The organism is Mesorhizobium ciceri biovar biserrulae WSM1271, from assembly GCF_000185905.1.
Classification (GTDB): domain Bacteria; phylum Pseudomonadota; class Alphaproteobacteria; order Rhizobiales; family Rhizobiaceae; genus Mesorhizobium; species Mesorhizobium ciceri.
This window is the reverse complement of the sequence record NC_014923.1, coordinates 1197756-1212142: the sequence shown is the minus strand read 5'-3', so window position 1 is coordinate 1212142 and position 14387 is coordinate 1197756. Positions and strand designations below refer to the sequence as shown.

Here is a 14387-nt window from a genome sequence, read left to right as displayed (position 1 = left end):
TCCAGAACGTGGCCTCAGCGGATTGCACTTTCGGGAAGCAGTCTTCCCGTTAAGGCGCGAAATGCGCGGCGGCTGACCTGATAGGTCATCGCCATGGGCCGCGCCACGGACGGAAACACGGAAGGCCGCCGGCTTCGAAAGAAGCGGCGGCCTTTTCCGTTTGCGGACTAGACTACTGGGTCAATGCGACCTTTTCGGTGTTGCGAATGATTTCCTGAAAGGCGTCGTCCAATTCGGCTCCGGTGGACACGTCGAAGAAATGCCTCTTGGCGCCGGAGGTATCCTTCGACGAACAATCCTTCAGCACCGCCTTTGCCTGGTCCCGCTCGGTTGTCGACATATCCTTGTCGTCCAGATCGAAGCCGATGGTGAAAATCTCGATGCCGTCGTTTTTCATGTTGTCGCACAGCGTTTCGGCGTTGCCGCGCGCAAGGGTGCCCTGCCTGTTGTAGCTGTCCCCAGCACCGGCGAAGGCGGTATTGAACTGGCCATCGGTCATCAGGATCGCGACCTTGGCGATCTTCTTCGGATCGGCATCCGAAGCGCCCTTGCCAAGACCGGCATTCCTGATCGCAGTGCGCCATTGCGGCGACAGCATATAATAGGTCCACTGAATGGCGATCGCGCCGGCCGTAAACCCATTGGCCCGGAAGTCCTCGATCGATTCAAGCAAGGCATCGGAATCGGCGGTCAGCGGGATCACTTTGGCATCAGGGCACCTGTTCATGTCCCCGTCACCGAGATGATCGTCCCGGTTGACCAGGGCATAGAATTTCTTGCCGTTCCCGTCGGTGCGAACAGTATCCGGGCCGTCGGCGCTCATATCCGCGTTGCCGTTCTTGTCCTTGCGCTCGGTGGCGCAATTGTCGGGGCGTGGCATCGCCGCGCCGACAATGGAGATGTAGTCGCTGAACGACGGCAGCAGATTTTTGCCCGTCTTGGCGACGAGAAGCGGACTGCCGGCGACGGGTGGGAGCTCAGTGCTGGCTTGTTTTTCGGCATAGACGTTTTCCGCCAGCTTGCCGGCGTTGACGCCAGATGCGTAAGGCACAATCGCGACGCGGATGCGGGGGTTCTGCGGATCCTGTTTCTGCAGCATCGTCTGGACGGCGTTTTTTGCAGCTGTTTTCAGATCGCCGATTTTGTCGACCTTGCCGCGCTTGGCCATCGACCCCGTTATGTCGAGCATCATCGCCACTTCGACGGTCTTGTCCGAATAGAGCGCCGTCGTGGAGGCGGCGACGCGTTTCATGTCGCCCGTGCCAAAAATCGGGAAATACAGCCCGACATCGACATGGGCGTCAGCCTGGACCGTCTTGGCGGTCCTGTTGACGATCAGCCTGTCGAGTACGATCTGGTCGGCCTGCAGAATGCCTGCCTGGCTGTTGGCGTCGAGAAAGGCCTGCACCGATTTGTTGGCATCGGCTTCCTTGATGGCGCCGGTCGTTAGGTCGCGTGCCGTCGATGTGACCGCGGCGTCGACGACGCCTTGGAGGCTCGATCTGGCATTGTAGAGCTGCGATACGTTGACCGAGAAGCCAACAGCCAGCGCCAAGACCGAGGCGCTGAGGCCGAACAGGATTGCGAAATTTCCACCGCGATCCCGGGCGAACCCGCCGACCGCGTGAACAAGACCCCCGTAATTCCGCATCCTACAGCCTCCATTCGCCTCGGCCTCGTCGCCGCGGACAGGGCAATGCAGGATTCCCGCCGGATGACGCCGCTGGCTGGCAGAAGGCCGGCCGCTTGCCGCCAAATCATTGTTTTTGTTCGGCTTCAAGCTCCGCAAAGGTGAATGACTGGTAAACAGAAAAGCGCGGCCGCGGCTGCGTTTACGAGCCGGTTACCATGCTCAAGACGAAGCAATCAGGGAATCCCGATGACGTCCTGTTGCGGGACAGGGTCCGTGTGCCGAAGCGGGCCAGTTGTCCCGAGACTGCAAGGCGCGAAATGATCGGATCCAACGCCTCCGGCCGTCGAAAGACCAAAGCGCCATCACGTTTGAAAACCAGGGCCGCTTTTGGCCGCGCCTCAAGGGGTGTTGAGATTCAGGTAAGGCCAGGTCGAAAATGATGGCTTTCGAGAACCGGAGCGGAGCGGACATTTGGTCCGTGAGCACCGGAAGCTCAGAAAGCCGTCATTTGCAGACCGGCCTCACCTGAATCGACATACCTTTAGGCCAGCATCTGTGCGCCGACGGTCCTGTCGATACCGTGGTAGGGCGGGTTGAACAGATTGCCTTCCTGTTCATAGGTCCATACCTTGAACAGGCTGAGCCGGTGGGCGCCGAAACTATGCAGCAGCGGCACGTCGGTGGCGTCGCGGCCGCGGGCGATGACGATGCGGCCGATTCTTGGCGTGTTGTGGCGAGGATCGAACGTGTACCATTTGCCGTCGAGGAACACTTCCAGCCACGCCGAAAAGTCCATCGGTGCCGGATCGGCTGGCACGCCGATATCACCGAGATAGCCGTTCACATAGCGTGCCGGAATATTCATGCAGCGGCAAAGCGTGATCGCCAGATGAGCGAAGTCGCGGCAGACCCCGACGCGTTCCTCATGCGCCTGAGCCGCCGTGCGGGTCGAGCGCGCATAGCCATAGCCGAACGACAGCCGGTTGTGGACATAGTCGACGATAGCCTGCACGCGCGCCCAGCCGGACGGAATGTCGCCGAAGAGCTGCCAGGCCAGGCTGCTCAGATGATCCGTCTCGCAATAGCGGCTGCCCAGGAGATAACCGAGAACTTCGTCCGGCAGGTCCGCCACCGGCACTTCCCTGGCCAGCGTGTTTACCTCGTCCGTCTCGCCGCTGTCCTCGACGACCGCGTCGTACAGGATGCGAAAACCACCGGCGGGCGCTGTGAAGCGCCGGCAGGCATTGCCATGCAGATCGTGGTACAGCCTTGTCGGCACCGCGGGCGAGGTCAGCACCCGCGTCTGCCGCTTGATATCAGCCTGCCTGTCCCGATGGATCTCGAGCACTGAAATCACCGGCGTGGCGGCTACGCATTCGATGGCGATTTCGTAGCCGAGCCGGATCAGCATCGTTGGTCCCCCCTTCGGTCTTGTGAGAAGCAGTCCTTCCCAAACGCCCGGAGGATACCGTGGTTCCCTGGGCCGATCGAAAAGCCCACCCCGTGTCTTCCCCTGCCGCGGTCGAGACGTTAGGTTCGGCAACCCCACCAGCGCTCCCCGGACTCAAGGAAAATCATGTATTCAGGCAGAAAATTCGCGGCCTTCCTCTTCGACATGGACGGCACGCTCATCAATTCCATCGCCTCGGCGGAACGGGTGTGGAGCGATTGGGCACGTCGCCAGGGCCTCGACGTCGCCGCCTTCCTGCCGACGATCCATGGCGTACGCGCGATCGAGACCATCACCGGCCTGGCACTGCCGGGCATCGACCCGGCACACGAGGCTGATCTGCTGCTGAAGGCCGAGGCGGCCGATCTCGAAGGCATTATCCAGATCGCCGGCGCCGTGGCATTTCTCGATTCGCTGCCGCCCGAACGCTGGGCGATCGTAACCTCCGCCCCACGTGAGCTGGCGCTGTTGCGCATGAAGGCCGCCGGCATCCCCGTCCCGGCCGTCATCGTCGCAGCGGAAGATGTCACCCGCGGCAAGCCGGCGCCCGATTGCTTCCGGCTTGGCGCGGAACGGCTCGGCTTCGACGCGCGCGACTGCCTCGTGTTCGAGGATGCCCCGGCCGGCATAGCGGCAGCCGAAGCGGCGGGCGCGGCGGTCATGGTCATCAGCGCCACGCACAAGCACCCCTTGCCAACGCAACACGCCGCGATCGCGGGCTACGACATGGTGGGCATCACCGTCGACGAGCGTGGCTGGATCGCGCTCGAGCCGCAGCGCAACGCCGCCTAGGCGGCGTCTAGAAATCGCTGGTCAGGCCCTTTACCTCCCAGTCGCCGTAGCGGCCGGGCTCCTTGCCACCGCGGCCGCCGATTTCCTTCGGCGCCGAGGCTTCCTTTTCCAGGTACTTTGCACGCCGTGCTTCGGCTTCCGCGAGCGCACGTCTGGCTTCCGGCGTCAGCGCCTTTGGCTCGACATCATGGGCAAGCTCGGCATCGGTTTTACTGGCTTCGTCGTTCATGCGATATTTCCAGCGGATTGAAACGGGAACTGGTGTTTCCCATCATATAGCGATGAGACCAAGCGGATCGACCCCTTTTCGCTATCACCTGGACAGGAGCAGACGATGAACACACTTCGTACCGCCATGCTTCTTGCCGCGATGACCGCGCTGTTCATGGGCGTCGGCTTTTTGATCGGCGGAACCGGCGGCATGATGATCGCGCTGCTGATCGCCGCCGGCACCAATCTGTTCAGCTACTGGAATGCCGACAAGATGGTGCTGTCGATGAACCGTGCCGTCGAGGTCGACGAGAAGAACGCGCCCGAATATTACGCCATCGTCCAGTCGCTCGCCAAACAGGCCGGCCTGCCCATGCCGAAGACCTACCTGATCGACAATCCGCAGCCGAACGCCTTTGCCACCGGCCGCAACCCGCAGAACGCGGCGGTCGCTGCCTCCACCGGCCTGTTGCAGGCGCTGACGCCTGAAGAGGTCGCAGCCGTCATGGCGCACGAACTCGCCCATGTGCAGCACCGCGACACGCTGACCATGACGATCGTCGCCACCTTTGCCGGTGCCATTTCGATGCTCGGCAATTTCGCCTTCTTTTTCAGTGGCAATCGCGACAACAATCCGTTCGGCTTTGTCGGCGTGCTGGCGGCGATGGTCGTAGCGCCCTTTGCCGCGATGGTCGTGCAGATGGCGGTCAGCCGCACCCGCGAATACGAGGCCGACCGACGTGGCGCCGAAATCTGTGGACACCCGCTCTGGCTGGCATCGGCGCTAGACAAGATCGCCCGCGGCGCCGAACGCATCCGCAACCCCGATGCCGAGCGCAATCCCGCGACCGCGCATCTCTTCATTATCAATCCCCTTCACGGCGAGCGCATGGACAGCCTGTTCTCCACCCACCCCGCCACTGAGAACCGCATTGCAGCCTTGCAGGCGATGGCGCGCGACATGGCCGGCAGCGAAACCCGGGCTGCACCGCGCCAGGCCCCAACGCCACGCCAGGCGGACGAACTGCGGCCATCCGGCCCGTGGGATCAGACAGCACGGCCCGAGCAGCCGGCGGAGCCCGCCAAGCCCAAATCCAACCCATGGGGCCGCAATCCGACCGGGCCCAGGGGCCGGTGGTCGTGAGCGTGGCGGACAGAGGACCTCGACGCACGGTTTCAGGTGATCAGGAACACAGGGACGGCGGCGACTTCGTCGCCGGTCTCGCCGCGCGCAAGGCAGCGGCCCGCCTGCTTGCCGCCGTCATCGATGCCAGGACACCGCTTGACGGGCTGACCGATCACGAGAACGGCCACCCGCAATACAAGGCGCTCGATTTGCGCGATCGCGGCCTTGTCCGCGCCATTCTGGTCACCGCGCTGCGCTATCGCATGACCATATCGGGGCTCTTGGCGCGGCGCCTGGAAAAGCCGCTGCCGCCCAATGCCACGGCGCTGTCGCACATATTGCATGTGGCGGCCGCACAGATCCTGTTCCTCGATATTCCCGACAGCGCCGCCGTCGACATTGCGGTGACCCATGCCAAGTCCGATCCACGCACGGTGCGGTTCTCCGGCCTCGTCAATGGCGTGCTGCGCACACTGGCACGGGCCAAGGAAACGGAATTGCCTGCCGCCCTTGCCGCCACCGACGAGGCGCCCAAATGGTTTTCCGAAAGGCTGAAGACTACCTACGGCAACGAAAAGGCCAGACAGATCCTCGAAGCGCATCGCGTTGAGGCGCCGGTCGACTTCTCGGTCAAGGCCGATCCCGGACTCTGGGCCGAAAAACTCGGCGGCATCGTCCTGCCGACCGGCACGGTGCGGGTCGAGAATCTTGTCGGTCCTGTCACCGAATTGCCTGGCTTTGCCGAGGGCGCCTGGTGGGTCCAGGACGCCGCGGCCAGCCTGCCCGCCCGACTGTTCGGCGATGTCACGGGATTGCGGGTTGCCGATCTCTGCGCCGCGCCCGGCGGCAAGACCGCGCAGCTGATCGTTGCCGGCGCGAAGGTCACCGCCGTCGACACGTCAAAAAACCGGCTTGTGCGGCTGACGCAGAATCTCGAGCGCCTCGGCCTGTCCGCCGAGATCGTCCAGGCCGACCTGCTCAAATACGAGCCGAAAGAATTGTTCGACGCCGTTCTCCTCGACGCACCCTGCTCGTCGACCGGCACGGTGCGGCGGCATCCCGACGTGCCATGGACCAAGACTTCGGCCGATGTGGAAAAACTGGCCGACCTGCAGCGCAGGCTGCTCGCCCGCACTGTGACGCTGGTGAAGCCTGGCGGCAGGATCGTCTTTTCCAACTGTTCGCTCGATCCGCTCGAAGGCGAGGATCTCTGTCGCGCCTTTCTCGCCGGCACGCCTGAAATCACCAATGATCCGCTGCTGCAAGGCGAGATCGCCGGCATCGATCCATTCCTGACGCCGCAAGGCACGCTGCGCACCACGCCCGCCGACCTGGACCTCGGCGCGCCGGAACGCTCGGGCCTCGACGGCTTCTTCGCCGCTCGCATGCGGCGAGCCGGCTAGGGCTTGAACTGCCGGATTTGCTGCCTTTTTTAGGCAGGACCGGGGGCAGAAGCAGGTGAACCGGCCCGGGCTCGTGGAATTCGCCTTCGCACGAATCGTGCAATCATGTAGACTCGGCGCCGGGGTAGAGGACGATCAGGAGGGGTTTTGGCACTTGCTGCCAGCAGCACGACGCGTCTGTGGACGCTTGTCGCGAAGGAGTTCTGGCGCAAAACGCGCCGGCGCCTGCGCGCCGGGCCTGTCTATCGCTGGCGCTATTCCGGCCGCACGCCGGAACGTGTGCTGATCGCACCGCCGGACCTGCGCCTCGCCGACCCGCAGATCGCACTCGAGATCTATTACGGCCGCTATCCCCTGTCGGGGCATCTGGTCGAGACCGGCGGCAAGTCGCCTTTCCAGATCAACGTGCCCAATCACGGCTGGCAGAAGACGCTGCACGGCTTTCGCTGGCTGCGCCATATGCGCGCCGCCGGCACGGAGCTTGCCGCTGCCAATGCCCGCGCCCTGGTCTCCGATTGGATCACCATGCATGGCAGCCATATTTCCGGCATCGCCTGGGAGCCCGGCACGACGGCCAAGCGCATCATCGCCTGGTTGCAGCACTCCTCGGTCGTATTGCAGGGCGCCGAGTTCCCTTTCTACCGCGCCTTCCTGAAATCGGTTGCCATGCAGATCCGCTACCTCAGGTCGATGGCGCGTGAAATGCCCGACGGCAAGGACAGGCTGCGGGCGCGCATCGCGCTCGCCTTCGCTGCCTTGTCCCTGCCGGCGCCGGCATCGGCGCTGCGTGGCGCGACCCGCAATCTTGCCGAGGAACTCGACCGCCAGATCCTCGCCGATGGCGGGCACATTTCGCGCAATCCGATGGTCGTCCTGGAAATCCTCGCCGACCTCCTGCCACTGCGCCAGACCTATGCCAACCAGGCAGAAACGCCGCCGCAGGCGCTGATCGGCGCCATCGACCGCATGCTGCCGGCGCTGCGCTTCTTCCGCCATCAGGATGGCAGCCTCGCCCGCTTCAACGGCATGGGCGCCACCATCCACGACCGCATCGCCACCATCCTGCGCCACGACGACACCGCTGGCGCGCCGCTGCTGCATGCGCCGCATTCCGGCTATGAGCGCCTGTCTATGGGCGGCACCACGGTCATCGCCGACACCGGCCCGCCGCCGCCGGTCGACGTGTCCAATGCCGCACATGCCAGCTGCCTTGCCTTCGAACTGTCGTCCGGGCGCCAGCACTACATCGTCAATGCCGGCATCGACACCTACGGCGCGGCTGAATTCCGGCCGCTGGCGCGCGCCACCGCCGCGCACTCGACCGCCACCATCAACGACACCTCGTCGGCGCGCTTCAGCCACTCGTTGCGCGTCAACGACCTGCTCGGTTCGCCGTTGATCGGCGGCCCGCAGCATGTGCAGTGCAAGCGCACCGATCAGAAAGGCGTTCAGGGTTTCATCGCCCGCCATGACGGCTATGTCGCGCGCTTTGGTTTCCTGCATGAGCGCGAGCTGAAGCTGTCGTCGAACGGCAATGTGCTGGCCGGCCGGGACCGCTTCCAGCGCCCCGGCAGTGCCGCGATCCGCAACAATGGCCGCGACTTCGTCACCGTCCGCTTCCACGTTCATCCCGATGTCAACCTTTTGCAGGACGAGCATGACCGCCTGGTGCTGGCCGCCGATCAGGCCGACACCTGGGTGTTCACATCGGCCGAAGTGGTGCCGGAGGTCGAGGAATCGATCTATTTCGCCGGTCTTGGCGGCCCGCGCCGCAGCCGCCAGATCGTGCTTGCCTTCAAGGCCTCGGAAATCGCCGAAGTCCACTGGCAGCTGACCCGCACCAGCATCGCCGGCTACCCGGAAAACAACTGACCCACCTGACCGCTGGTTTGATTTCCGGGCGGCATGTGCTACGGGCCGGGCATCCACCACACCAGTCGTGAAAGGCCGCCAGCCCATGGCCGTCGCCGCCAAGAACATTCCCGCACCAGACCTTGTTCCCGTGCGCCGCGCCCTGCTCTCCGTTTTCGACAAAACCGGCCTCATCGATTTCGCCAAGGCGCTGGCAGCCGCAGGCGTCGAGCTGGTCTCGACCGGCGGCACGGCAAAGGCGATCGCCGACGCGGGCCTTCCGGTGCGCGACGTCTCCGAGCTCACCGGCTTTCCCGAGATCATGGATGGCCGCGTCAAGACCTTGCATCCCGGCGTGCATGGTGCGCTGCTTGGCGTGCGCGACGACCCGGAGCATTCCGCCGCAATGCGCAAATACGGCATCGAGCCGATCGATCTCGTCGTCTCCAATCTCTATCCGTTCGAGGAGGTCCGCCGCTCCGGCGCCGACTACGCATCGATCGTCGAGAACATCGACATTGGCGGCCCGGCCATGATCCGCGCCTCGGCCAAGAACCACGCCTATGTCGCCATCGTCACCGATCCCGGCGACTATGCCTCGGTGCTGAACGCGCTGGAGATGAACATCGGCTCGCTGTCGCTGGATTTCCGCAAGAAGCTGGCCGCCAAGGCCTTCGCCCGCACCGCCACCTATGACGCGGCGATCTCGGGCTGGTTCGCCGAAGCGCTCGAGATCGAACACCCGACGTGGCGCGCCTTTGGCGGCAGGCTGGTCGAGGTGATGCGCTATGGCGAGAACCCGCATCAGAGCGCCGGCTTCTATATCGATGGCGACAAGCGGCCGGGCGTCGCCACGGCGCGTCAGTTGCAGGGCAAGCAGCTATCCTACAACAACATCAACGACACCGACGCCGCCTTCGAACTGGTCGGCGAGTTCGATCCGGCGCGTTCCGCCGCCGTCGCCATCATCAAGCACGCCAACCCGTGCGGCGTTGCCGAAGGCGCCTCGCTGAAAGCCGCCTACGCCAAGGCGCTCGCCTGCGACCCGGTTTCGGCCTTCGGTGGCATCGTCGCGGTCAACCGCACCCTCGACGCCGAGGCGGCGGAAGAGATCGTAAAAACCTTCACCGAAGTCATCATAGCGCCCGGCGCCACCGACGAGGCAGCGGCCATCGTCGCGGCGAAGAAGAATTTGCGCCTGCTGGTCACCGGTGGGCTGCCGGATCCGCGCACGCCGGGCACGACGGTCAAATCCGTCGCCGGCGGTCTGCTCATCCAGGGCCGGGACAACGCTGTCGTCGACGACCTCGAACTGAAAGTGGTGACCAAGAGGGCGCCGACGCCGGTCGAAATGGCCGACCTGAAATTCGCCTTCCGCATCGCCAAGCACGTCAAGTCCAACGCCATCGTCTACGTCAGGGACGGCGCCACCGTCGGCATCGGCGCCGGCCAGATGAGCCGGGTCGACTCCTCACGCATCGCTGCCCGCAAGGCACTCGACGCCGCCGAGGCCGCCGGCCTTGCCGAACCGCTGACCAAGGGCTCGGTCGTCGCCTCCGACGCCTTCTTCCCCTTCGCCGACGGATTGCTGTCGGCGATCGCCGCCGGCGCCACTGCCGTTATCCAGCCGGGTGGCTCGATGAACGACAAGGACGTCATCGCAGCTGCCGACGAGCACGGCATCGCCATGGTGTTTACGGGCGTCCGGCATTTCAGGCATTGACGCACTTCTTCCTTCTCCCCTTGCGGGGTGAGAAGCGGTTCGCGCAGCGAACGAAAAGCCAATTGCCTGGCTTTTCGAGCTTCGAACGCCCTGAGCCTGCGAAGGGCCGGGCGGTGGACGATCCGCCCTGCCGGGTCCCCGCTGCTCCGCAGCGTCCCGGCGTTCGCCAGCCTTTCATCGTGCCACTGGCACGATGAATTCGCTTCGCGAACCGGCCGCTCACCCCACAGGGGGAGAAGGAAGAAAGAACTCAATCCGCCGGCCGGTCCGCTGGATAGGGCGTTTTGACCAGGATCGCCATGCCGATCCCGAGGAACAGCACGATCACCGCCATGCCGAGCCGTGCCGAGCCGCTGGCCAGGGTGACGGACGCGACCATGAACGGCGCCAGGAAACTGGTCGCCCGCCCGGCCAGCGCATAAATGCCGAAATAGCGGCCGGATTCGGCCGCCGTGACGCTGCGCGCCATGTAGGATCGCGACGACGCCTGCACCGGCCCGAAAGCCACACCGATCAACAGGCCGAAGAAGATGTAGGCCTTTTCCGCTGCGGTGCCGAACAGGCCGCCACTGTCCGGTCCAGGCATCATCCAGAGGCCGAACAAAGTATAGCCCGGTCCGGTCGAGACGATGCCGATCGTGGCGATGCTGAGCAGGACCAGCGAGATCATGACGATGGTTTTTGAGCCAAGCGCCGTGTCGAGACGGGCCGCAACCAGGCAGCCGAAGATGGCGACGACGTTGAGAATGATGCCGAAAATACCGATTTCGGTGATCGACCAGTGGAACATCGCTGCTGCGAAAGTGCCCCCCAGCGCCAGCACCGCATTGACACCGTCCTGATAGATCATGCGGGCGACCAGGAAGCGGAAGATGCCGCTGCGCTTGCGCACCTCGCCCAGCGTCACTTTCAGCTCCGCCAACCCCTCTCGCACCGCAGGGCCGATCGGCAGGCCCTTGATGGCATCGGGGGTGAAAAAGAACATCGGCAGGATGAACAGGAAGTACCAGCCGGCTGACAAAGGCCCGGTTGCGCGCGCGTCCTCGCCGAGCTTCGGGTCGAGCCCAAAGAGCGGGTCGGTGCCGATGATCGTCTTGCCGGTCTCCGGCGAACCGGCCAAGCAAGCGACGACGAAGATCAGCGCGATCATGCCGCCGAGATAACCAAGGCCCCAGGCCATGTTGGAGATTCGGCCGATCTCGCTCTTCGGCACCAGGCGCGGCATCATCGAATCGTTGAACACGGTCGAAAACTCGGCCGCGACCGACGCCAGCGAAAAGAACAGCACGACCAGGAAAAGGTTCGAACCGGGGGCCGCGAACCAAAGCATGCAAAGGCAGGTGACCTTGACCGCGGCAAAGAATGCGATCCAGGGCTTGCGCGGGCCGGTCTGGTCGGCAATCGAGCCGAGGATGGGCGACAGCACGGCGATGACAAGACCGGCCGCGGCAATGCCGTAGCCCCAGGCCGCCTGGCCGGTCTCCGGATCGCTCGCCATGCGCGAGACGAAGTAAGGTCCGAAGATGAAGGTCGTCACGACCGTGAAGAACGGCTGCGCCGCCCAGTCGAACAGCATCCATCCCCAGATGCCGCGCCCGGACGCACGCTGCACTGTCTCTACCGTCATCATGATCCCTCGGCACCCGTTCCGTGTCGGGCGCCATGTCTGCATGTTTCATGCCCTCATGCAATGAACGAAGCTCGGTGCCGTACCCTTGACGCTGCCGGGCGTTCACTGTTCGAAAGTCATGCAACCGGCTTTCGTCCGCTACGCGAACCAAGCCCGTATTTTTCTCGTGGGAAGTCGGACCGTAGGTCCGGCGCCGTCCTCCACCCCCTGCTTCGCAACGATTGTCGCCGGCGTGGATCTCTTGATTATTAAGTTGACTCTTTTTGTCCGCTTTGACTAATTGCGCTCGCGCAGGGCCGGAACGGTGACCGGCCGAACTGCTCGAAATTGGTCTGACAGGGAATAAGAGATGACGATTGGTCGACAGGCATTGTTGCGCATTCAGGCAAGGCGATTGATTGCGAGCAGTGCCTTGATAGCGGCATCTTTTGGAATGGTGGGGACCGGCCGGGCCCAGGACGTTTCGCCGGACGATGCAACTCAACTGGAAACGATCGTCGTCACCGGCAAGTCGGACCGCGTTGGCGGGCCCGATCAAACGATCGTCGCCAAGGATACGGCGACCGCCACCAAGACCGATACGCCGATCGTCGACGTTCCCGCCTCGGTTTCAGTTGTAACCCAAAAGGAACTGGAGGCGCGCCATGTCGAAAGCCTCCAGCAGGCCGTGGCCTACACATCCAGCGTCCTCACCGACGAGTTCGGCAACGATGACCGATACGACTATATTCGCATCCGCGGTTTCGACCAGACATCGCTCGGTACCTATCGCGACGGCTTGACGGCGCGCATCCCCGCCTGGTTCACGGCCAGCCGTCTCGAACCTTACGGACTTCAGCGCGTGGAGGTCCTGAAGGGATCGACATCGACGCTTTTTGGTCTCAACGGCCCTGGCGGACTGGTGAACGCCATCACCAAGCGGCCGCTGGACCAGAAGCAGGGGGAGATTTACACGTCCTATGGCGACGGCACCAAGGAGATTGGCGTTGATTTTGGCGGGCCGATCGACGCCGATGGCGTGTGGACCTATCGGCTCACCGGGCTGGCCAAGGATGGCGATCAAGGGTGGGATTATTCCAACGACGACCGGCTTTACATCGCACCTGCGTTGACCATCAAGCCCGAGGAAGGAACCTCGCTCACCATCCTGACTGACTATTACAAGCGAGATGGCACAGGCGCACGCGGCACCCCGGCCGGCGCCAACATCGACATCGGCACCTTCCTGGGCGAGCCGGATTTCAACCGCTTCAACACCGAGCAGGTCGATATCGGCTACCAGTTCGAGCATGAGTTAAACGAGAACCTCACCTTCCGCTCCAATGCCCGCTACACGCATTTGAGCCTCGACTACGCCGAGGTCTACGGCGCGTCGCTTGACCCCACGGCGGACCGCACGGCATTTTCCGTCGGCGGCCTGTCCAACCGCTATGCCTTCGACAATCAGTTGCAATACGATACGGGCTGGGACCGGGTCGCCAGCAAGACGCTTGTCGGCGTCGACTACGCCAACGACAACACCCGCGAAAACATCCTCTTCGGCACCGCCGGCCCCATCGACATCGACAACCCGACCTATTGCGGTCTGTCCTGCATCAACCTCGGTCCCTATGTGAACTGGCGGGTCAAGCAGCAGGCGGTCGGTGTCTATGCCCAGGAGCAATTGACGTTTGACGACCGCTGGATCGTCACCCTGGGCGGGCGCTGGGACCGTGTCCATACGACGGCGGACTATCTCGATCTGGGAACGCAGGACGACGACACCGCATCGGCCTTCACCAAGCGCGCCGGCCTGACCTACAAATTCACGCCGAACCTCGCGGTCTACGCCAACTATTCGGAAAGCTTCCAGCCGCTCGTGTCGCCAAGCGCCAACGGGTATGCGGTCTCGGGCTCGTTGAAGCCTCAGGAGGGCAAACAGTATGAGGCAGGCATCAAGTACAAGCCCGACGGCTTCGACGGCCTGTTCACAGCCGCGGTCTTCGACCTTACCCAAACCAATGTTCCGACCTATGTCACGCCTGTTGTCCAGCAGCAGATCGGCAAGGTTGGCGTCCGCGGCATCGAACTCGAGGGCAAGGCCGCCATCGCGGAAAACCTGAACCTGACGCTTGCCTATTCCTACTGGGATGCCGAGATCCTGGAAGACGGCATTGGCGGGAATGCCGGCAATCGGCCGCAGCGCGTTCCTCGCCACCTGGCGTCAGCCTGGGTCGACTACACGCTTCCCGAGGAAGGACCGCGTGGCGACCTGACCATCGGCGGTGGCGTGCGCTATATCGGACAAACCTACGGGGATGACGCGAACACCATTTCGATTGGCGGCTACGCACTGGTGGATGCGGCGATTAGCTACAAGATGACCAAGGACGTGACGTTGGCCTTGAACGCAACGAACCTGTTCGACCGGAAGTATCTGACAACCAGCTATTACGGGACCGAATTCTACGGCGACCGGCTGAAAATCGTCGGCACCCTCAAACATTCCTGGTGAGCTTGCTGAACGCCAAGCGCCGACAACATTGGAAAAGGCGCCACACGCACCCGACAACGCGTGTGGCAATCACGG

Annotated in this window: 10 protein-coding genes; 6 read left to right on the top strand and 4 right to left on the bottom strand. The window is 63.6% G+C overall.

Features of this window, described 5'->3' with window-relative positions; all coding sequences use genetic code 11:
• Positions 1-172: 172 nt before the first annotated feature.
• Entirely contained in the window at positions 173-1651 is a 1479-nt protein-coding gene (locus MESCI_RS05765) for a TadE/TadG family type IV pilus assembly protein (protein ID WP_013529018.1), read from the bottom strand.
• Between the two features lie 523 nt (positions 1652-2174).
• Positions 2175-3044, bottom strand: coding sequence for a transglutaminase-like domain-containing protein (locus MESCI_RS05760; protein ID WP_013529017.1), 870 nt, complete (start codon positions 3042-3044; stop codon positions 2175-2177).
• 165 nt (positions 3045-3209) lie between these two features.
• On the opposite strand from MESCI_RS05760, the gene MESCI_RS05755 reads away from it, so the two are divergent.
• Positions 3210-3875 (top strand): HAD-IA family hydrolase, encoded by a 666-nt coding sequence (locus tag MESCI_RS05755; RefSeq protein WP_013529016.1) that lies wholly within the window; start codon positions 3210-3212, stop codon positions 3873-3875.
• Positions 3876-3882: 7 nt separating this feature from the next.
• Here the strand turns inward: MESCI_RS05755 and MESCI_RS05750 are convergent, their stop codons facing one another.
• Positions 3883-4104 carry a DUF1674 domain-containing protein gene (locus MESCI_RS05750; protein ID WP_013529015.1) on the bottom strand — a complete coding sequence of 74 codons (222 nt, stop codon included), beginning with the start codon at positions 4102-4104 and terminating at the stop codon, positions 3883-3885.
• Positions 4105-4209: 105 nt separating this feature from the next.
• On the opposite strand from MESCI_RS05750, the gene htpX reads away from it, so the two are divergent.
• The 4 genes from htpX to purH all read left to right on the top strand — a co-directional run bounded on the left by htpX (position 4210) and on the right by purH (position 10188).
• A complete protein-coding gene (htpX, locus tag MESCI_RS05745) occupies positions 4210-5229 on the top strand; it encodes a zinc metalloprotease HtpX (protein WP_013529014.1) in 1020 nt (339 codons plus the stop codon).
• Positions 5187-6614: an RsmB/NOP family class I SAM-dependent RNA methyltransferase gene (locus MESCI_RS05740; protein WP_013529013.1), complete on the top strand. Its 1428-nt coding sequence runs from the start codon at positions 5187-5189 to the stop codon at positions 6612-6614. Before htpX ends, MESCI_RS05740 begins: the two co-directional genes overlap by 43 nt.
• Before the next feature lie 147 nt (positions 6615-6761).
• Positions 6762-8486 carry a heparinase II/III family protein gene (locus tag MESCI_RS05735; protein ID WP_013529012.1) on the top strand — a complete coding sequence of 575 codons (1725 nt, stop codon included), beginning with the start codon at positions 6762-6764 and terminating at the stop codon, positions 8484-8486.
• Positions 8487-8571: 85 nt separating this feature from the next.
• On the top strand, positions 8572-10188 hold the full coding sequence (gene purH, locus MESCI_RS05730) for a bifunctional phosphoribosylaminoimidazolecarboxamide formyltransferase/IMP cyclohydrolase (protein ID WP_013529011.1): 1617 nt from the start codon (positions 8572-8574) through the stop codon (positions 10186-10188).
• A 250-nt stretch (positions 10189-10438) separates the two neighbouring features.
• On the opposite strand, the gene MESCI_RS05725 is transcribed toward purH, so the two are convergent.
• Positions 10439-11815: an MFS transporter gene (locus tag MESCI_RS05725; RefSeq protein WP_013529010.1), complete on the bottom strand. Its 1377-nt coding sequence runs from the start codon at positions 11813-11815 to the stop codon at positions 10439-10441.
• A 352-nt stretch (positions 11816-12167) separates the two neighbouring features.
• On the opposite strand from MESCI_RS05725, the gene MESCI_RS05720 reads away from it, so the two are divergent.
• On the top strand, positions 12168-14312 hold the full coding sequence (locus MESCI_RS05720; RefSeq protein ID WP_013529009.1) for a TonB-dependent siderophore receptor: 2145 nt from the start codon (positions 12168-12170) through the stop codon (positions 14310-14312).
• Positions 14313-14387 lie beyond the last annotated feature (75 nt).

Excerpts from the sequence above, each read along its gene's own strand:
- MESCI_RS05740 (WP_013529013.1), top strand. The coding sequence starts at position 5,187 with ATGGGGCCGCAATCCGACCGGGCCCAGGGGCCGGTGGTCGTGAGCGTG.
- MESCI_RS05760 (WP_013529017.1), bottom strand. The coding sequence starts at position 3,044 with ATGCTGATCCGGCTCGGCTACGAAATCGCCATCGAATGCGTAGCCGCC.
- purH (WP_013529011.1), top strand. The coding sequence starts at position 8,572 with ATGGCCGTCGCCGCCAAGAACATTCCCGCACCAGACCTTGTTCCCGTG.
- MESCI_RS05765 (WP_013529018.1), bottom strand. The coding sequence starts at position 1,651 with ATGCGGAATTACGGGGGTCTTGTTCACGCGGTCGGCGGGTTCGCCCGG.
- MESCI_RS05750 (WP_013529015.1), bottom strand. The coding sequence starts at position 4,104 with ATGAACGACGAAGCCAGTAAAACCGATGCCGAGCTTGCCCATGATGTC.
- MESCI_RS05720 (WP_013529009.1), top strand. The coding sequence starts at position 12,168 with ATGACGATTGGTCGACAGGCATTGTTGCGCATTCAGGCAAGGCGATTG.
- MESCI_RS05725 (WP_013529010.1), bottom strand. The coding sequence starts at position 11,815 with ATGACGGTAGAGACAGTGCAGCGTGCGTCCGGGCGCGGCATCTGGGGA.
- MESCI_RS05755 (WP_013529016.1), top strand. The coding sequence starts at position 3,210 with ATGTATTCAGGCAGAAAATTCGCGGCCTTCCTCTTCGACATGGACGGC.
- htpX (WP_013529014.1), top strand. The coding sequence starts at position 4,210 with ATGAACACACTTCGTACCGCCATGCTTCTTGCCGCGATGACCGCGCTG.